Source organism: Fibrobacter sp. UWB7 (genome assembly GCF_900142945.1).
Lineage (GTDB): Bacteria > Fibrobacterota > Fibrobacteria > Fibrobacterales > Fibrobacteraceae > Fibrobacter.
Genome location: NZ_FRCO01000002.1, coordinates 298,101 through 317,851, shown reverse-complemented (window position 1 = coordinate 317,851; position 19,751 = coordinate 298,101). Strand labels below are relative to the sequence as shown.

Annotated in this window: 17 protein-coding genes; 9 read left to right on the top strand and 8 right to left on the bottom strand. The window is 48.0% G+C overall.

Features of this window, described 5'->3' with window-relative positions; genetic code table 11:
* Positions 1 to 15: 15 nt before the first annotated feature.
* Together BUC30_RS06840 and BUC30_RS06835 are read left to right on the top strand one after the other, a co-directional pair.
* The gene (locus BUC30_RS06840; RefSeq protein WP_073424155.1) at positions 16 to 624 is read left to right on the top strand and encodes a phosphatidylglycerophosphatase A family protein; all 609 of its coding nucleotides are present in this window, start codon (positions 16 to 18) and stop codon (positions 622 to 624) included.
* Between the two features lie 109 nt (positions 625 to 733).
* Complete coding sequence (locus BUC30_RS06835; RefSeq protein WP_073424154.1) at positions 734 to 1,747, top strand: hypothetical protein; 1,014 nt, start codon at positions 734 to 736, stop codon at positions 1,745 to 1,747.
* A gap of 61 nt (positions 1,748 to 1,808) precedes the next feature.
* Here BUC30_RS06835 and BUC30_RS06830 read toward each other — a convergent pair whose 3' ends face one another.
* From BUC30_RS06830 to fabF, 4 genes are all read right to left on the bottom strand, one after another.
* Complete coding sequence (locus tag BUC30_RS06830) at positions 1,809 to 2,546, bottom strand: hypothetical protein (protein ID WP_073424153.1); 738 nt, start codon at positions 2,544 to 2,546, stop codon at positions 1,809 to 1,811.
* Between the two features lie 410 nt (positions 2,547 to 2,956).
* A complete protein-coding gene (locus BUC30_RS06825) occupies positions 2,957 to 4,363 on the bottom strand; it encodes a sodium-dependent transporter (RefSeq protein WP_073424688.1) in 1,407 nt (468 codons plus the stop codon).
* A gap of 20 nt (positions 4,364 to 4,383) precedes the next feature.
* Complete coding sequence (locus BUC30_RS06820; protein WP_073424152.1) at positions 4,384 to 5,370, bottom strand: YfiM family lipoprotein; 987 nt, start codon at positions 5,368 to 5,370, stop codon at positions 4,384 to 4,386.
* On the bottom strand, positions 5,370 to 6,614 hold the full coding sequence (fabF, locus tag BUC30_RS06815) for a beta-ketoacyl-ACP synthase II (protein ID WP_073424151.1): 1,245 nt from the start codon (positions 6,612 to 6,614) through the stop codon (positions 5,370 to 5,372). Before fabF ends, BUC30_RS06820 begins: the two co-directional genes overlap by 1 nt.
* A gap of 253 nt (positions 6,615 to 6,867) precedes the next feature.
* Between fabF and orn the strand changes: the two genes are divergently transcribed.
* The 3 genes from orn to lgt are packed head-to-tail and all read left to right on the top strand — an operon-like array spanning position 6,868 to position 9,679.
* Positions 6,868 to 7,407 (top strand): oligoribonuclease, encoded by a 540-nt coding sequence (gene orn / locus BUC30_RS06810; RefSeq protein ID WP_073424150.1) that lies wholly within the window; start codon positions 6,868 to 6,870, stop codon positions 7,405 to 7,407.
* A gap of 4 nt (positions 7,408 to 7,411) precedes the next feature.
* Positions 7,412 to 8,779 carry a penicillin-binding transpeptidase domain-containing protein gene (locus BUC30_RS06805; protein ID WP_073424149.1) on the top strand — a complete coding sequence of 456 codons (1,368 nt, stop codon included), beginning with the start codon at positions 7,412 to 7,414 and terminating at the stop codon, positions 8,777 to 8,779.
* Positions 8,780 to 8,812: 33 nt separating this feature from the next.
* Positions 8,813 to 9,679 carry a prolipoprotein diacylglyceryl transferase gene (lgt, locus tag BUC30_RS06800; RefSeq protein ID WP_073424148.1) on the top strand — a complete coding sequence of 289 codons (867 nt, stop codon included), beginning with the start codon at positions 8,813 to 8,815 and terminating at the stop codon, positions 9,677 to 9,679.
* On the opposite strand, the gene BUC30_RS06795 is transcribed toward lgt, so the two are convergent.
* Positions 9,666 to 11,360, bottom strand: coding sequence for a hypothetical protein (locus BUC30_RS06795; protein ID WP_073424147.1), 1,695 nt, complete (start codon positions 11,358 to 11,360; stop codon positions 9,666 to 9,668). The two genes, lgt and BUC30_RS06795, sit on opposite strands and share 14 nt — an antisense overlap.
* A gap of 149 nt (positions 11,361 to 11,509) precedes the next feature.
* Between BUC30_RS06795 and BUC30_RS06790 the strand changes: the two genes are divergently transcribed.
* Together BUC30_RS06790 and BUC30_RS06785 are read left to right on the top strand one after the other, a co-directional pair.
* A complete protein-coding gene (locus BUC30_RS06790; RefSeq protein ID WP_073424146.1) occupies positions 11,510 to 12,109 on the top strand; it encodes a TIGR01440 family protein in 600 nt (199 codons plus the stop codon).
* 46 nt (positions 12,110 to 12,155) lie between these two features.
* Complete coding sequence (locus BUC30_RS06785; RefSeq protein ID WP_073424145.1) at positions 12,156 to 13,787, top strand: transporter substrate-binding domain-containing protein; 1,632 nt, start codon at positions 12,156 to 12,158, stop codon at positions 13,785 to 13,787.
* Here BUC30_RS06785 and BUC30_RS06780 read toward each other — a convergent pair whose 3' ends face one another.
* Together BUC30_RS06780 and BUC30_RS06775 are read right to left on the bottom strand one after the other, a co-directional pair.
* Positions 13,788 to 14,576, bottom strand: coding sequence for a hypothetical protein (locus tag BUC30_RS06780; RefSeq protein WP_073424144.1), 789 nt, complete (start codon positions 14,574 to 14,576; stop codon positions 13,788 to 13,790). It lies immediately after the preceding gene.
* On the bottom strand, positions 14,573 to 15,328 hold the full coding sequence (locus tag BUC30_RS06775; protein ID WP_073424143.1) for a hypothetical protein: 756 nt from the start codon (positions 15,326 to 15,328) through the stop codon (positions 14,573 to 14,575). The genes BUC30_RS06780 and BUC30_RS06775 overlap by 4 nt, the downstream gene beginning before the upstream one ends.
* 131 nt (positions 15,329 to 15,459) lie before the next feature.
* On the opposite strand from BUC30_RS06775, the gene BUC30_RS06770 reads away from it, so the two are divergent.
* On the top strand, positions 15,460 to 16,836 hold the full coding sequence (locus BUC30_RS06770; protein WP_073424142.1) for a hypothetical protein: 1,377 nt from the start codon (positions 15,460 to 15,462) through the stop codon (positions 16,834 to 16,836).
* Positions 16,833 to 18,104, top strand: a complete 1,272-nt coding sequence (locus BUC30_RS06765; RefSeq protein ID WP_073424141.1) for a hypothetical protein — start codon at positions 16,833 to 16,835, stop codon at positions 18,102 to 18,104. The genes BUC30_RS06770 and BUC30_RS06765 overlap by 4 nt, the downstream gene beginning before the upstream one ends.
* Positions 18,105 to 18,239: 135 nt before the next feature.
* Here the strand turns inward: BUC30_RS06765 and BUC30_RS06760 are convergent, their stop codons facing one another.
* Positions 18,240 to 19,667, bottom strand: a complete 1,428-nt coding sequence (locus BUC30_RS06760; RefSeq protein ID WP_073424140.1) for a glycoside hydrolase family 5 protein — start codon at positions 19,665 to 19,667, stop codon at positions 18,240 to 18,242.
* Between the last annotated feature and the right edge of the window lie 84 nt (positions 19,668 to 19,751).

The following is a 19,751-nucleotide window of genomic DNA, read 5'->3' as shown; positions in this document are numbered from 1 at the left end:
GACGAGAGACGAAAGATGAATCGAGAAGAACTTAAAGAAAAGTATGGCAAGAAGCGCATTCCGCACGAATGGCGCAAAACAGACTGGTTCACCATCCTCGTCGTGACGTTTTTCGGCTCGGGAATGAGCCCGAAAGCGCCCGGCACCATGGGAAGCCTCGCCGCAGCGATTGCCGCCTACCCATTGGCCATTTTGGCCAAAAGCGAACCGTTCGGGCAAACCGATTTTTTATTTCCCAGTCATAGCTTTCATTGGGGAATTTTTATAAACCTTTTCTTCATAACCGCAGCCCTCATCGTCTTTTTCGCAGCCATCCCATTTGTGAAAAAAGCAATGAAAGACACCGGCACCGAAGACCCCGGCTGGATTGTCATCGACGAAGTCTGCGGCATTTTCATGGCACTCGCCTTTATCCCGTCAGAATTCATTGTCGCACATCCTTGGATTTTGGCAGTCGCGTTCGGACTCTTCCGATTCTTCGACATTCTCAAACCGCTCGGCATCCATAAAATGGAAAAACTCCCCGGTGCATGGGGAGTCATGGCAGACGATTTGCTCGGCGGAATTTATGCCGGGCTTGTGCTCGTCATAGGCCTGGTTGCCCCCGCCGTATTTTTGATGTAAGACGATTTATCACAGCGGATTAAATGTCACTCCAGCCTTGACCGATTTTCTTATATCCATTTTTGTATTTTGAGGCTGAGGATCATCACTTTATTCGCAGAGTATTGGAATGAAAATAAAATTGTTGTGTTTCGGGCTAGTTTGCATTGCGTTCTTGTTTTCATGCGCAAACCCCAAAGTCAATACACCGAACGATGAGAAGAACAACATCATCAGCCAAACAAACGTTACTGACACAACAAATGAGGATTCGGTTATTCAAACCGGCAGCTCGGCAAGTGAACTCGAACTCATTAACAGTTCTCTAAATAATACATTTCTCGACCCACCAAAGCCCACACCTTTAACACAAAAGCACATACCATTAACCCTATATCGAGCCCTTAATTTTAATAAAGATACGACAGTTTGGGATACGTCAGACTGTAAGATTGGTGATTCGGCTTTTTCCTGCAATCATGCCGATCGGTATGACTACGCATATGGGGCATTGGAAGAATTTTATGACGATTATTATGAAATGTTTTGGGGTTCCAGTCACAAAAAAATCATTTACGATACAACTTATATAGATATAAACTTTGGAAAAAATGCGCTAGTCCACTACACTCCTGTTACTGAAATCCCTAAACTCGATAGAAAAGCCGTGGCAAAAGCACTTTCTAAACTCTCCGGTGAAGCATGCGCTCAAATTTTTGAATTAAGATCCAATTACAATCTTGAGGTTATTGGACTTCCGGGTTTTTCATGGGAAAATCGAGAATCTGTGATGTTTGGGTATGAAGCATACATTGATAGGGATGATTCCGGTCAAAAGAAGTGCTCTGTTCAAAGTGCGCGTGTTCTGTACACCGAGAGTTCTCATTATTCTATTGTCTATAGAAGATCTCTTCCTGAAGAACTTGACGACAAGACTTTCCAATTTTTCAATGGCACTCTTAAAACATACCAAGATACGACTATTTCTTGGAAGTTGGTGTACACAGACCAATACCACCGTGCGGATACTTTGGACATAACCACTAAATTTGAATACGATGACTCCGATTCTTTAAACAAAAAATATTCTAGTTTTCGCAATAGGGCCTGCTATGATGCCATCGATCCATCTAGATGTAAATAACATTTACACAAAACATACTCAAGCTGCTCCGCCACTGATTTAACATTTGGGCGATACATAATTAAAACAGATTAAACGTCACGCCCGCCTTGACTGCAACCGAAGACCAATCGGCCAAACCATCAGCAAAGCGTTCGTTGAACTTGTGATAGAACTTGGCGTCCAAAAGCAGGTCTAAATAGATTCGTTCATTAACGCGGAAACCCACGCCCAAAAGCATGCTAAATTCCAAGGACGAGTCTAGTTCCCTATCACGTGCGTCATCTAACTCCAGATTATCGAAAAGCGGTATGGAAATTTGAGGGCCAAACTCGAACGATACAAAGCTAAACCGAGGCTTCACCGCAAAAAGAATCGGGAATGCAATCCGCCCCTGCGACAAGCCTCCATCAGTAACACGCTTGCATCCCCCTTTACCATCTTCAACATATAGCGGCTCTGACAAAAACAGCGGAGCGTATTCAAATAGCACGCCAAGCCTTACCGTCAAATGATATTTCAGCAGGGGCAATTGAACAGACGCTCCCACTTGGAAAAAAGCTCCTTCAAAAAAGACAATCCTGTCTTCCTTTTCGTAACGGCTCAACTGAGTTTCGTTATTGATAACTTTAAAGCCCACATTCAGAGTCATCCCGACTAAAAAATCGAACGGGACTGAATTCTTCTGAATCCGTTCCGCGTTCCTGACGCTATCGCGGTGCGCCTTCGCCTGCATCCACCGGTCATAATCGCTAACGCTTTCGTCTTGAGCGAAAGTAAAAGCTGCAAGCAACAGAACAAGAAACAGTACGCGAAGCATAAATTTTCAAAAAAAATGTTATTCATAAATAATATAAAAACTTATGATTTTTCAGGCAACATTCATTTATCCATAGTCTTGTGCAAAAATATTTTTCGAACTTTTTAAAGGCAAAACTCAAAAAACGCAAAAAATTACGTAAGAAAATTTAGTTTTCATTATTCTCTTACGTAAATTTTCAATGTTGTATGTAAAAAACTGTACAATTTCGAGTTTTTTGACAAAAACAGCACCCCAAAATCAAGGAAAAACGCAATTTAGCAATCCAAAACAGCCATTAAAGCACTCCAAACTCATCTTTCAGCGCCGAAACAGATTACTTTATGCATAATTTTACGTAAGAAACAAGACATTTGCTTCGTTTTTTACGTAAAAAACATCAATTTTTGCGATTCTAGGAAATTTTGTGATTATCCGAATATTTTTTCATAAACGCTCGGTGCAAATTTTTGCAAGTAGCCGAGCACGAAAATCACAGAAATGATAATCGGCAAGCCCCACTTGAAGTAAAGGTGCAAAATCTTCAACTTCGGGAACTTCATACCTACACCCAGATTTGCTTCGCCAATGAACTTGAACTGTCCCCAGCCATAGCGGGAATTGCAGAACAACACAAAGATAAGCGAACCTAGCGGCAACAGCGTATTCGAAACAAGGAAGTCCTCCAAGTCCAAAACGCAGCTACCAGGACCAAACGGTTCAAAGCCCGAAAGCACGTTAAAGCCGAGCGCACACGGGAGCGACAAAATCGTAATTGCGACAAAGTTCCACTTCACCGCCTTCTTGCGTTCTACATTGCGCACGTCCATCCAGTAAGCAACAATGTTTTCGAACACGGCCACAAGCGTCGAAAGAGCCGCAAAAGACATAAAGAGGAAGAACGCCGCACCGCAAATACGGCCTGCAGGCATCTGTGCAAACACGTTCGGGAGCGTTGCAAAAATAAGCCCCGGACCAGCATCCGGCTTGAGTCCAAAAGCAAAGCAAGCAGGAATAATGATAAGACCAGCAATCAAGGCAACGCCCGTATCGAGCACGCAAATGTGGGCGGCTTCCGTCAAGAGCGAATGTTTCTTCTTGATGTAGCTACCGAAAATGCTCATGGAGCCAATGCCGATACTCAGCGTAAAGAACGACTGACCAAGCGCCGCAAACACAACCTCACCGATTCCCGCTTCCTTGAGTTTTGCGAAATCCGGCAGCAAATAGAACCTGAGGCCTTCGCCCGCACCCGGGAGCGTGAGCACGCGAATCATCAAGATAAGCATAATGACAAGGAGCGCAGACATCATCGTCTTCGTAATGCGTTCCACACCGCGCTGGAGCCCAAGCGCCACAATGGAAAGCCCCGCAAACGTAGCCACCACCATCCAGAACGAAAGAAGCGGACCGTTTCCGAGCATCTTGCCGAACTCCTCCCCGACTTCTGCAGGCGACAAATGCATGAGGTCGCCCATCGTCACCATACGGTAGAAGTAATAGAGCATCCACCCTGTCACCGTCGTATAAAACATCATCAAGATGTAGTTTCCCGCAATCATCGGGATACCCGCATAATGCCACTTTTGCCCAGGCTTTTCAAGAATGGCAAACGAACGGCCCACGCCACGCTTAGACGAGCGGCCAACCGCAAATTCCATCACGAGAATCGGGAAACCGAATATCAGAAGGAAGAAGAGGTAAATCAGCACGAAGGCGGCACCGCCATACTGCCCCGTGATAAACGGGAAACGCCAAACGTTGCCAAGACCGATGGCGCAACCAGCGGCAATCAAAATAAATCCTAAACGGGACTTAAAGTTTTCTCTTTCTGTCATCATTTACCTCACGCACAAATCTAGAACTTGATCGGGTACAGCAAGTACCAGTGGAACTCCGGATACACCTGAATCGTAGGCGCCGGGAGCTTAAAGTAGTTCAGCATCTTGATGGCAAAACGTGCAAAACGGCTTTGCGGGCGGAATGCTTCCAGGTCATAATCCAAAGCGACATAAACTTCACGACGCGGGTGCGGTTCCTTGGTAAACACCTTTTCATCAATGCTGAGACCCACAGCAATGGCAAGCCAGCTTGGGTAATACTTACGAGCCGCTTCCGGCAACATCCTGTAAGGCTTCAGCGAAAGCCAGAAAGTCTGGTTCACGTAGTCATCCGTAAACACGCCTCCAGACGCATTATGTTCGCTATCGTAATACGCATTGGAATTAATCCAGTAGCTCCACTTGAGGTCTATATACTTGAACAACGGCACATAACGCTCTGCCATCGGCAAGAACCCGCCAATGCCACCCGAAAGCACATCAAAAATGCTAAAGCCCCATTTGGGAGCAAAGCCATCCTTGATATCAATCGCAATGTGTGTTGCAAGCGCTGTTAACCCAGCAAACAAATAGGACTGGAATTCACTAGCCCCAGCCCAACGATAGCCTTCGTAGAAAGCCTCGCCAATGACTACGCCCGAAGCAAAATGCCCAAGCTTATCCAAGTTCAAAGCATAGTCGAAATCATTTTCAAAATGGAAGCCTCGGCCACCATTGTCGTCCCACCAGCCCTTTTTAAAGACAAACCCGTAAGCAGCCCCATAGGCAATCAACGTCAATGACGCCACCCCAGCAAGTCGCAAAGGCTTAATTTCGGGATCGATATCAGTCGGATCTTCACTCCGGTAATCCCAGGTGGAATCACGCCACGTGAGCGGATCCCCTGGAGACGACAAAGCTGCCGCCGGGAACACCAGCGACAGCATAAGCAAAAACGCACAAATTTTAGCGTTTAATTTACGAGAAGCGGAAGAGCCAATAGCAGAACTGTTGGCCTTACGCATTAATTCCTCGCAAAAATGATAACTCCATTTTGGCCTCCGAAGCCAAAGCCGTTGCTCATAGCGTAGTCAATCTTCTGGTTGACGGCACCATTTGCGCAGACATCAAGGTGAATTGCAGGATCCTGCTCGAACACATTGAGAGTACCATGAATCTTCTGTTCCATAACAGACATGATAGTCACGACGGATTCGAGTGCACCAGCGGCACCCAGGCAGTGACCGAGCATGGACTTCGACGAATTGACCTTGAGGTTGTCGAGAGCAGATGCAGAGGACTGCTTGAAGAGCGTTTCGATGGCAGAGCATTCTGCAATGTCACCGAGCGGTGTGGATGTTCCGTGCGTGTTAATATAGCTAATATCCTTAGCTTCGATGCCAGCTTCCTTGATTGCATTAGCCATTGCGAGCATCACGCCCTTGCCATCCGGACGCGGAGCGGAGATGTGGTGAGCGTCAGAGCTAGCACCGACACCGGCGATACGGGCAAGAATCTTTGCACCGCGAGCCTTAGCGTGAGATTCGCTTTCGAGCACGAGGACTGCAGCGCCTTCACCGATCACGAAACCATCGCGATCCTTATCGAACGGGCGGGAAGCCTGTTCCGGAGCGTCATTGCGCTTGCTGACAGCCTTCATGCTGGTAAAGCCAGCGAGGCTGAGCGGGTTCACCGTTTCGTCGGCACCACCAGCGAGCATCACATCGCAGCGGCCGAGACGAATCATGTCATAGGCATTGGCGATGGAGTGGTTGGAAGTTGCGCAAGCGGAAGTGACCGTGTAGGACGGACCCATCCAGCCAGTCTTGTTGCAAACTTCACCGGCCGGCATATTCACGATAGCCATCGGAATATAGAACGGAGAAACGCGGGACGGACCACGATTGCTGAGAGCCACAGCGGCGTCATAGCAATACTGCAAACCACCGATACTGCTACCAATGATAGCGCCGCAACGTTCCGGATTTTCGTTTTCCGGAGCGATTCCAGCCATCTTCAATGCCTGGAAAGCCGAGTAAACAGCATACTGGATGCAGCGGGAGAACCTGGACTGGTCTCTGGTGCTGTAAATTTCCGAAGCGTCGAACTCACGGATTTCGCTAGCCATGCGAGAAGTGTAAGCGGAAGCGTCGAAACGCTGAATGGGAGCAATGCCAGATTTGCCCTGGAGCAAGTTCTGCCACAATAATTCGGGGGAGTTTCCGAGAGAGGAAACGCAGCCCATACCTGTAATAACAACATTTTCCATAATGCGCCAAATATAATAAAAAAAAAGGTAACATTTTCGTAAGTGTTGTAAGAAAAAGACAATTTGTAACAAAAAATTACATTTTGGAAAATATTTTTATAACTTTGCAAGAATTTATCCATATATATAGCATTTCCTTTCATTTTCATTACGTAATACTTACAACCAGTTATTGGTCATTGGACAATAGTCATAGGTCGGGACAGGTTCCGGCGGGAACGACGAATCAAAAAAAATGCTATTATTCGCGCGTATGCCAAAGAGTTCTCGAAATTTAGTTTGGATGGACCTGGAAATGTCCGGTCTCTATCCTGAAAAAGATGTCATTCTCGAAATTGCGACCATTGTTACTGACGCCAACTTGAACATCCTCGCCGAAGGCCCTGTTATCGCTATCCACCAGCCCGAAAACGTTTTCGAAAGCATGGACGAATGGAACACGCGACACCACAACCAAAGCGGTCTCGTGGACCGTTGCCGCCGTTCGCAGTACTCCCTCAAGGATGCCGAACAAGAAACGCTCAAGTTCATCAAGCCGTTTACCGAAAAAACAAAGAACCTCCTCTGTGGAAACTCCATCACGCAGGACAGGCGCTTTTTGTACAAGTACATGCCCGAAATTTCGGAATGGCTCTGCTACAGGAATATTGACGTGAGCTCCATCAAGGAACTCAGCTATCGTTGGTACCCGAACCTCGAAGATTTCCAAAAAGAAAAACGCCACGAAGCCTTAAACGACATCCGCGAAAGCATCGCTGAACTCGCCTACTACCGAAAGACCATCTTCAAGTAATTTTATGGAAAGACTCCCCTACGCCCAGAGAATGCGCAACCGCTGCATTGCGATTACCGTCCTCGTTACGATTATTGTTGGTATTGTTCACTGTTCCACAAAAGACGACCCGGCGGAATCCGCAAAAGCAACCACCGAGCAGCTAGCTGCAGATACGGTCGCGCAAGCAATTGCCACGAACGACACAAATCCTTTTGATGAATCATTCACTGCAGAAACTGCAGCAAAAGAAAACTCGAACGGACTAGCCGCCCTGAAAGGCATCGAAGATGAAGACTTCGAAAACTTGGGCAACACCGCCGCAGGGAATGACGCAAGCGCTTCCAACGCAACAAGCGAAAGCACGGATAACGTCCGCGACACCATTCACATCAAGTCGCAAAAAGACCCCGTACTCGCTGACAGAATCGACATTCTTTTACGCCGTTATCACCCAGACCTGGGCGTCATCCTTGTCGTGGACACCAAGACAAACGAAATCATCGCCTGGGGCGAACGCCGCGATGGTAAGGTACAAAACAAGCCGGACTGGATTGGACGCGCCACCTTCCCTGCCGCATCGCTTGCAAAGCTCGTGACGATCGCTGCCGCCATGGAAAGCAACCGCTACTCGCTCAACACACCCATCCCAATGATTGGGCGCCACCACACGCTTTACCTGAACCAGCTCCGCGTCCCCGAAAAGTACAACGGTCCCACGATGGAACTTTCCGAAGCGTTTGCCCGCTCTGCAAATCCGCCAATGGCAATCGTTGGTAAAAATGTCGGAGGAAAGCGTCTCAATGCAGCCGCCGCAAAGTTCGGCTACAACAAGCGATTCCCCGGGAATGCCCCAAACGCTTCAAGTTACACAGCCCCGGACACGGGTTACGGCCTTGCCGAAGTTTCCTGCGGCTTTACAACCTCCACAACCCTTACACCGCTCCTCGCCGCAGCGCAAGTCCGTGCTATCCTTACCAAGAAGCCTCTTGAAATTCCATGGGCTCGCGACATGGCTCCATTCGCCCCGCAAAAGCCACTCGCCCTCAACCTTGGCAAATTCACAGAAAACACATACTACGGTCTCCGCGAATCGATGCTCCGCTCCGTAACACAGGGCACCGCACGCAAGCACATGTCCACAAAGAACATGGCTCGCAAGAATTTCGAAGCGCTCCGCCTTGGCGGGAAAACCGGTTCTCTTGATGGTACAGATCCCGCCGGCCGTTACGATTGGTTCATGGGATTTGCCGAAGCGAAAAACGATCCGAGCAAATCAATTGTCGTGATTGTGATGCAGATGCACAAAGAAATTCGTTCGCAACCAGCAACGCAGGTGGCAGCAACCGTCATCAATTATTGGGCACACCAAAACCTGGACTTGAAAAAATAATTTAGATTTAAACACAAAAGAAGAAGGCTTATCATGGAATTATCTTGGTGGAACTTAATACCGACTTATTTTGATGGAACGGCATTCCAACTCGGAAGTTTTCCGGTGCGCTGGTATGGCATCATGTACATTTTTGCATTCGTGACCGCCTATATCACCATGTGGAAAATCAGCCAGAAAGAAAAACTCGGCTACACCAAAGATCAGCTCGACAACTTCTTCACATGGATTATCGCAGGCATTCTGCTCGGCGCCCGCCTTGGTTACGTTTTCTTCTACAAGGCAAGCTATTATCTTTCCAATCCGTCCGAAATTTTATTCCCGATGGTTCACGATGACCTCGGTTACCACTTTGTCGGAATTTCTGGAATGTCATACCATGGCGGTCTCGTGGTTGGTCTTCTGTTCATGTATATCGGTGCAAAGCGCAACAAGCTCGATGTATGGAAGACTTTCAACCTCGCCTTCTTGGTAACGCCTCTTGCCTATACTTGGGGACGTTGGGGCAACTTCATCAACGGTGAACTTTTTGGAGAAGCTACTACAAGCGCCATCGGCATGTGGTTCCCGCTTGCCCATGACAGCACGCTTGCAAACCCGATTCTCCACCACCCGAGCCAGCTTTATGAAATGGTCTTCGAAGGCATCGTGCTCTTTATCGTCTTGTACAACCTGCGCAAGATTCCAAAGCTCCACGACAAGGTTCCTTGCCTCTATTTGATGGGTTACGGGCTCTTCCGCTTCTTCATTGAATTTTTCCGCAAACCGGATGCACACCTTGGACGCGTGGACCTCTTTGGCATGAGCCGAGGTCAGACGCTCTGCTCGGCAATGATTATTGCCGGCCTCGTGTGGATGATTTACCTCTTCTACAAAGAGAAGAAAGCTAATAACCCTTAAACAAGTTTTCCCAAAGGTTACGTTCTTCTTCGAACTTTTGAGCAAAAAGTTTGCTCACTTGTTTGTAGACAGCCTTGATATGTACCGCCAATTCATCGGTAACATATTTCTCTGCCTTACCATCATCAGCACCAGCTTCATTCATAAGCTTCATCCACTGGCTTTCCTGATTTTTGCTACCAAGCGTCGAAGATAGCGACGTATCTTCGTAGCACTTGTTTTTCATATACTTTTCCCAAACGGACTGAGGAATCTTCTCCAGGAAATTCTTGAGGAACGGTTCTGCATTTGTAGAATAACCGTAAGAGTTACCAATCAGGCATATAAGAGGCACATTGATCACACGTCCCTCGTTCACACCACTCCAGGATTCTTCCGTCAGTTCAAAAGCGGCATTGCTTAAATCTTCGGCAGGCTTCGGTTCGTTGTAGAAGTTGTCAATTCCCAAATGGGCGTCGCGCAAGCGGTTCAAGAAATCAGACAACGGAGAATTGCTATCGGCAATCGAGTTTTCAACCATTCCCGCATTGACTGCAGAAGCAAGAGAGGCAGCCTTGCCATCAACATGTTCTGCATTCTTGACCTTTGTATTTTCGACTTCAGCAGAACCATCACAACGATCCATGACTGTAGAATCGAACGATGAAGATACGCGGAACTTATGGTAAAACCTGATGTTTCCTTCTTGCGATTGGAAGTAAAGCGCCTTGTACTTTTCGTTATCTTTAAACAAATTCGCAAGAGCTCTATAGGCGCGGTGTCTTGCACCGCCAGACGTAAACTTACCACGGTGGATGGACACAAAGCAATGGAATGCACGCACGCAACCGTTCGTATCGATAACCGTAATGCCGTCGTAGTTCAACATCGAGATGAACATCTTACGAATAAAATTCTGCTCGTACAAATCGCGGTACGACTGCGAGTCCAGCATGGAGTCCGGCTTGATCTGCATTTCCTTGTAGTCGTCAAAGACAATCTTGCCGCTATCGAAATTGTCATCCGCATTGCCATTCCAGGACGGATCGACAAACAGACAGATGGTGCCATGAACTTCCCTTTTGATTTGCGAGAAAAGCCCAGCCCAGAAGCCCTTCGGGTATGACTCCAGATTATTGTCTTCCAGATTATCAGAGAATTCATTTTCATCCAAATCAAAGCGGATGAGCAAGTGGTCACTGACACCAGAAGAGGTATGAGAATTTATGCAAATTTTAGAACGGTTCACGCATTCAATCAGCAAAAATCCCTTTTCGAGAAGCGCACGTTCCGTCTCGCCCGCATTCCCGATATCCGACTGGAACACCCCCACCTGGATAGAGGGTTCGGTCTTTTCTCGTGCCGGCATCTGCAGAATAATCAAATCGCATCCGCTTTTGCAGAAGTGGATGACATCCTTCAAACAAGCTTTTACACGTTCCTTGAACAGGTTCTCGAGTGCATCTCCCGCAAACTCATAGATACGACGGTTCCAGCCCATCGGCGGGTTCCCGTTTCCCATGATGATTCGGAACGTAAAGTGGTCGTTTTCTTCTTGATAGTGCGGAACACTCGGCAAAATTTCGATAATAGCATCAATAACCGCTTCCTTCATCTCAGGAAGCTTGCGCAGAAAGAAATCCTTGATCTTCTTCCGGTCGAGCCCAATGACGCTCGAAGAATTGTCAGTTTCAGCACTCATAAAAACCCAATATATTTCTTACTATTAATATACATTGCTGTAAGAGGATTTTGGCAAAGCCATCTCCAAAATAATACTCCAAATTGCCCTTTTTTGCCTAATTCCACAAAAAAGACTATCTTTTACATGCTTTTAGCAGGAGTTTTAAAATGGCAGGAATTACTTACGAAATTGACGACAAGAACATTGTTGAACAAATCAAGTCTGATGCCATAAGCGTCGCAGCAGAACTCGTCGAAGTGGCAAAGCTCAAAAAGGGCGATATCGTTGTCGTCGGTTGCAGCACTAGCGAAACTTTGGGTAACCAGGTCGGCAGTCATTCCGTCCCGGAAGTCGGCAAAGCTATTTACAACGGGCTTCAAAGCGTTTTTGGCGCTAAGGGCATCTACATTGCCGCCCAGTGCTGCGAGCACCTGAACCGAGCCATTATCATCGAACACGAGGCAGTCCCGAATGCCGAAATCGTGAACGTCGTGCCACAGCCAAAGGCTGGGGGCTCCTTCGCTACTGCTTGTTACGAAAGCTTCAAGGCTCCTGTGGCTCTCGAGCATATCAAGGCAAATGCAGGGATCGACATCGGCGGGACCCTTATCGGCATGCACCTCCGTGAAGTCGCCGTTCCCGTCCGCTTAAAGCAGAACCATATCGGTAAAGCCATCATCATTGCCGCACGTACCCGCCCCAAGTTCATCGGTGGTGAACGTGCACACTACAACGAAGCTCTAAAAGACGGCTATCCGGAATTTTAGCACTTTCCTGTTGCTTTTTCATTTTATTTTCTTACATTTAGCATATATGAGAAAACGAGTTGCTTTACTTTTCGTTGTTTTCGGTGTATTTTTCGCTATTAGCACCGGTTGTAATGGATTTTCCGAAGAGCCTCCCTCCAAAGTCTCCAATGCTAATTCGTCCAAGTATAAAATCGGTGTCGAAGAAAAATCAAGCATATCCGAAGGGGTTGCCGGTCAGCTTCCTAAAACACAAATCAAGCAATACCCCGACTTAATAACGGCTTATTTTGCGCTCCAGGTTGGTGATATCGACATATTGGCTTATGACGAGAACGTCCTTACGCACACATTCAACGATAGCATGAGCGGCATTACGTTCATCGAAAACGATGTTGGCGTTCCGAACGAATTCGTTATCGCCATGAACAAGCACAGTTCCATTCCCGACTTAAAAGGAATCATCAACCGCCTTATCGACAGCTTGAACGCGGCAGGCACGCTCACCGAACTCAACGAGCACTGGAACAAGAACTCAAAAACAAATCCGCTAATCAGCACCAAGGAAAGCGAATCCGAGCAAGTCCTGAGAATCGCCACATCAGCCGACGTTCCCCCGTTTTCATTTACCAGCGGGAACCAGATTGTCGGGTTTGATATCGATTTAGCGAAGCTCCTCGAAGAAAAACTGAACGTCAAGACCAAGATTATCAAGACGGACCGCAACAAGCTCGTCTCTGCACTCAAGAACAACGACGCAGACCTCATCATTTCGGCATTCACCGTCTGCGAATGCTTACAGCACGAAATTGACAATTCAAAGCCCTACTACATCGGGAAAACCGCTTTCGCCATTCGCAATGACTTTGGCAAAGAAGCGACACTCAGCAAAGTTCCCAAGATGACTTACCTCGAACCCAAGAAGCCCGACGAAATTTACAAGCTCGCCGACTTGTCCGGGAAATTCGTCGGAGTCCAGACAGGAACAACGCTCGATGAACAAGTACAGCAGCTAATCAAGCTCCCCCGTATCCAGTACTTTGCAAACATTCCCGAAATGACCAAGGCTTTGGAAGAAAGGAGCCTGGACGGAATTGCAGTAGATTATTCTGTTGCAGAATCCATTCTCAAGCATCATTCTGAATTTTCCATTTTAAAGGATAGGCTGAACAAGGACGAATTTGGCATTGCCATGAGCAAAAATAGTCCTCTGAAAGCTAGCATCGATTCGTGCATCAGCGTGCTCCAGAAAAAAGGCGAAATCCAGAAAATCAAGGACAAATGGTCTAGGAACAAGTCCGCAGTCAGATCCATCAAGCAAGACTGGATTGGTAGCGATACGCTTATCGTTGGCACCGAAGCTCTTTACGCTCCTTACGAATTCTACCAGTGGGGCGAAATCTCCGGCATCGATATCGATATCATGTACACCATCGGCAAAATGCTGAACAAGAACATCAAGTTTGCGGACATGAACTTCGATGTGCTGATTCCATCCCTAGTAAACGAAAAAACGGACCTCTGCATCGCCGCCATGAGCATTACCGAAGAACGCAGCAGTCTAATCGACTTTTCGATTCCTTACGACAAGAACGAATCTGTTATTGTGGTACACACTCCTAAACACTCTCTCGAAGTTGTCGGAGACTCTACCGGCGTTTTAAGCCACATATTCCAAAAGATACAGGACTGGTTTTAATTAAAGCGCTTTGTGGTGTCTCATGGCGCGGATATTTCGCGGCAAGACTTCCTTGTGCCACTTGATCCATTCATCGTAATAGATGTAGCGTTTTTCGCGCTGGCGGAATTCTCGCCCATGCACAACACGACGCCCGCCACGTTCTTCGACAGGAATCACGATATGCAGGCACTCGTGATAGACAACACCAGCAATTGCATACAAAGGACAATTAGCGGCATCGTACCCACGGCTAATGCTGATGAGATGGAAACTCTCGCCCGTCACCGGATCCTTGCGCACGGAATGGAAACTAAGCCCACCCACGCGATTGCTCCACGTGATTCGGCATGTCAGCGTCCCATCGAAATACGTATCGTTAATAGCGGCAAGCACATCCGTTAAGTTGTGATGAACGCCCTGCGGACGTATGGGCGGCAAGCGACCTTTGCTCGCTAGCGGAGCTTCACCTTTATCAGAAAATATTTGGTCGACAGTCTGCCAAAAGCGATTGACCAAGTCCTTGATAATTGCTTTGTTCTTTTGCGTTTTGCGACGCACCGCATGCTCTGCCCATTCTGCGGCTAGTTCACGCGCATCGGCAAATTCTGGAGCTTTCATGTATGCGGGCAAAAGCACTTCCGGGTGTCCGAACAAGAACCCACCCTTGCAGCGGATGCTCTTTTTCATGAGCGGACTGTACTTGAAATGCACAAGACCATTAGCGGAGCATTCTGGCGAAGAATCCTTGGCTACAGGTGCATTGTCACTGGCGACAAAGCCAAACAAGTCCAGCTGCCCGTCGTTCACGCGCCCAACACTCCTTCATAGCCGTTCAGAGCAAGGAGCCCGCCAAAAAAACTTTCCGGCAAATCCAGCTCTGCATAATGTTCCGAGATTCCATACACAGCATCTTCGACAACATCTGGCATATAAACTATATAGCTATCGTTCTTTTCGGTCTGAAGCATGTCAGGCGTGCAGTATTTCGGATCTGTCTCGCTAAAGTACATGCGACAAGAGACCGTCCTGAGCGGGTAGACCGTGCAGTCCCCCACGCCATTCGAAAACGGGCACGAACGCCACCATGCAAAGTAATCGTGAAGCGCCTTGTCCTCAGCATCGTCTTCAGAAAGTCCTTCACCTTTACGGGTTTCGAATAAAGTTTCAAACTTATCCGAACGCATTTGGCAGGCTTCCATCAGCATCAAGAGGTCATCCCTCTTACGGAGTTCATTGTACATGAAAATCAGCTCAAACGGCTCCACCGACATTGGGTAGTGGTGGCAGCAGTTTCCGCATGCCGGCCTGCACTGAATGGGGCGCGGCTGTTGCACGAGCACAGCTTTCAAATACTGGTCGTAAGCGGCATGATAAGCTTCGGTGAACTTGAGTATCTCGGGCAACTGCTCCCGCAAATTGTCGGGACCAATGGCCGATTCGCGACCCAAGGCGGCGGCGATTCCGTCTAGGCGATCCCTTTCAACCCTAAGCAAGGTTGAAAGCCGCATTTCGGCAATGCGGTAAGCTTTCGTCGGAAAATACTCTTTATAAGCATTCATTGAGCGCAAATATATTTTTTTACGAGAATACCGTAAAAACGGGCTTTAAAAAAAAGCAAAGATTTCATTTTAGTTAGAATGAAGTTATTTTATTATACGAAGTAATGAAATACTTTTTCAGGACTGGCTATATGAGAAAAAATACGCACAGCAAATGGATGTGGTCTCTTGCAACCGCATTGTCCTTAGGCTTCGCAGGCTGCAACCTGTTCCACCCAACAGACAGTCGCGACGCCGATAACGATGACGCAGCAGCCCTTACCCTAGAAGGCTACTTGGAATACCAAAATTCAAACTACGATGCTGCGCGCAAATTTTTCAACAAAGCCATCCGAGCCGACTCTTCGTACTCCGAAGCGTGGATTGGTCTCTGCAAGACAGTTATCAAAGCCCAGGAAGGCATAAATGTCTTTGAGCTCGCCTCCTTAGCACAACGATACGAAGGTCCTGACGGAAAGATGACCAGCGGTTTCCTCGTCATGAGCGACGAAAAGGCAGACACAATTTCAAGAGGAATCGATTCCGTCATGTTCTACCTGAACCAGTTTGTCGCTCGCGATACAACCGACAGGACCGACAAGAAGGTTCGGTTCAGTACCATCGCCGATAGCTACACCATTCTCCAGCTAACCAAGGCCGCCCTCCGCATCAGAGCTGTGAACTCCCAGATTTCATCAGTGGTGTCCGCAGGCAGCTCAGGTATGATGATGGACCTCAACGCACTCAACGACATGGGCGATAGCCTCAAGCCATTCCTGAGCGACATGGCAGCCGCAGCAGAAGCCATCAAGGCATCTCCTGACGCCGCCGCAGAAATCGTGAAGGCTTACCTCCCGGACTCCACTCGCCAGTACTTTGACGATGAAGATTACGCAGATGTATCCGTTGGCCTTGCCAATACAATTATCCAGATAAACGACAGGGCACAAACCGTCGAAGAAGACCGTAACGACGTGTTCTTCAAGTTTGGAAACGGTCGTGACGACGACGGCGATGGTTGCGTAGACGAAGAAGCTCTTGATAATTACGACAACGACGGTGACGGAGAAATTGACGAAGACGTTCGCGACAGCCGTTCTATTGTCCTGGTAAAGAAAAGACCTCAAAATGTCGAAGACGTTGCTAAATTGAGCCAGGACACGGAAACATACGATTTGACCAAGTCTCAGATTGACTCGCTTAGCGTTCTTGAAAAGTACAACATCATTGATATTGACATGGACGGGAAGACGACTCAGGAAGACCTGGATGAATGGCAGTTTGTCTACCGCAACCCGAACGAACGAGACGAAAAGGACAACCACCTCCTCAAGTTCGCTATTGATTTGAGCTTCCCAGGAAAAGATCTCGACGAGAAGATTAAGAACAAAGAACTCATCCGCCATGACACGGACGTAAACAACATAAAGTACTCGCTTGAAAAGAGAAAGAAAATGGTCGGAGGTTGCTGGGTCAACTACGATGAAGAAGAATTCCTCAAGTGGTTTGAAGGGAGGAATGAAAAATGAATAAATTAACACTACTCGCAGCACTCGCTTGCGCATTTGGCATAGCCTCGGCAAAAGCTCCTACACATTTTTCACTCCGTGCAGAATCCATGGGTGGCGCCCACGTCGCTGTCGTTGACGATAAAGAAGCTATCCATTACAACTATGCAGGCTTGACCCAGATCAACAGACTTGGCAATTACGAACATCGCCCAGAACAAGGTTACTACCCACGTAACTGGATTGGCGACATGCGCATTACCTTTGGTGGCGCTGGCGACATTTTCAAGTTCCTTTCGACATATAGCGATGTGAAAGATGTTCAAGATTTGTTCCGAGCCGCACAAAAAGACGCGAACAGTATCACAAAAGACCATCCGCAAGTCACGAGCCAGACAGGAGCCATCCTCGATTCACTCCTTCTGAATCCGAAATACGGCAAGATCGTCAACTCTTACGACCACAAGGCAATGGAAGCAAGAGTCAAGTTTGATGCGGAAATGGCTTTCCACAACTTTGGTGCAGCCTTCTGGATGAACGGAAGCGTTGCCCCTTACGTTGATGCAGGTCTTGTTCTCCCCTATGTCGTTGTCGACACATTCATCATCGACGCCGTCGCTCAGATGGGTGGAGCCTACGAAATCATCCCGAATCAGCTTTCTGTGGGCTTGGGCGGTAAAATCGCTAAACGTCACAAGACCAACATGGTGACAGTAGGTCTTGCCAATTACAGTTCGATTGTCGACACCCTCAAAGATCAAGCAGGCGATGCGACAGACAACTTCTTTGATTCCAAGACGTTCTCTATCGGCATTGATATGGGCGTGCTTTACCAGTTCAACCGTGAAGTGCGTTTCGGTGCATCATTGCGCGATATTTACTTCAAGCAGCTCGCTGGTGAAACTCTAGTCCCGAACTTTACCATAGGTGCAAACTACAGTCCAAGATTTATGAACAGCAATACGGGATTCGGGCGCAAATTTAATTTCGCAATGGACTTTGCCGATATGTTCAATGCAGAAAGGAACTACAAGTTCTTTACGCACTTGAACTTCGGTTTTGAACTGGAGCAGACGTTGGTGGCAATTCCTGGCCTAAACAACGAGTTCCGCTTCCTTGTTCTGCGACTTGCAGGCGGTTTCAGAGGCGGTTACCCGTCAGCGGGTATCGGGCTTGAAGTGCTGAGATTCTTCTCGATCGAAGCCGCCACCTGGGGCGAAGAACGCGGCTACTACACCGGCCAGGACGAAAACCGAATTTACATGGTCCAGGCTAGCATAGGATTCTAAGTTAGACAAAGGTCGCGCATTTGAAAAGCGCGGCTTTTTTAATGACGAGAAAAGGCGGAGTTTTGCTCCGCCTTTGATGTGTGAGGTTAGGGATGACTTATACACTTGTCACCCCGGACGCCGTTCCGGGGTCTATTATTTCTTGACTTTCACGACTCTTGCCTGCGGGTTCTGCTTGCCGAGCAGGTCATAAGTGCGGGAGGTGCGCAAGCTGCGGGATTGCGCCGGGCGATTGCGCTTGAAAATGGAAATCGTTCCATCGTCGGTCTTGAAGTTTTCTATGTGCGTAATGCCGTTATTCACGTAATCGTCAAGGCCGTAAGCATGACGCATGATGTTCAATACTTCCATATCGAACACGGAACCGTCCGGTTCTGTCTGGCGACGGATAATCGTCATGTTGTTTTCGCCTTCGTGGCCCGTATCCCAAGCGATAGGCACCACCTTGTTTTGTTTTGCAAGTTTCATCACGGCATCGTAATAAGCGAGGCGGCCCTTGCGGTGTTTCGCATAATTGTCGCCGGTCAACACCCCCACGCGGTCATTCGCACCGAACTCGCCGATAATCACAGGCACGCCCTTATCGACAAAGTTCGTTTTCATCTTGCCGAACTGGTCCTGAATCTGAGCACTCGTGCACTTGTCGCCCATGGCACCTGCCCAAGCGTTGTAGCCGCAGTTATGCACAATATCCGCACCAGTCGCGAGGTCATCGCCCCAGTAGTACTGCGGATAGACTTGAGCGCCCCAATCAACAACGTCATTCAACAGCGTGTAGGTATAAGGGTCATAGAAATGCACTTCGACCATCAGGCGGTTTGCAATCACATCCTTCGGGAGCTTGCTCACAGGCATCACTTCGCAACTGCGGTCGATGCTTGTCGAAGGGCCCTGAATCACGAGCGTACGGCTTGCGTTATTACCACCCGTCGCACGCACGGCATCCACAAACGACTGGTGGTACGTCATCAGGATTTCTGTTTCGTGCTTGTAATTGTCATCCGTTGTCGCGGGTTCATTCGCACTGGCGAAAAGCAAATTTTCATTGTAGTTCTTGAAGCGATTTGCAATCTGCGTCCAGAAATCCTTCTGGCGGGCGTTCACCTTGTCCTTTTCCTGATCGTTCAGGTTGCCTTCGAGCCAGCCATTATCCCAATGGATGTTCAAAATCGTCACAAGCCCTGCACGCATGCAATAATCCACGACCGTCTGCACGGAATCCATCCAGCTAGAAGCAATTTCGTTCGGGCCACCGCCCGGAACAATGTCTGCCCTGCTAGAATCGCGCGACAAGGCATTCGAATGGCTGTACCACGCACACGGAATACGGATCGTGCTGAAGCCCGCCGCCTTGACCGAATCAATGTACGCCTCGGTCGGGAACTTATTGCCCCACCACGTCGGATTCTGGGGAACTTCCATCGTGTTCCCGATGTTTATGCCAAAGCCCATCTTGGCAAACATTTCGTTTGCCGTCGGCAAATCAGCCGCGAAGGAATTTGACGCCAATGCAAAAGAGAACGCGCTGCAAAGAGCAGCAACGCGAATGTGCTGTTTCAACATAGTTAATCCTTTGGTTCTATGCCATTCGCGTTTTATCCCCAAACAACGAAAGACCATAACACCGAATTTAAATATACGCTCAAA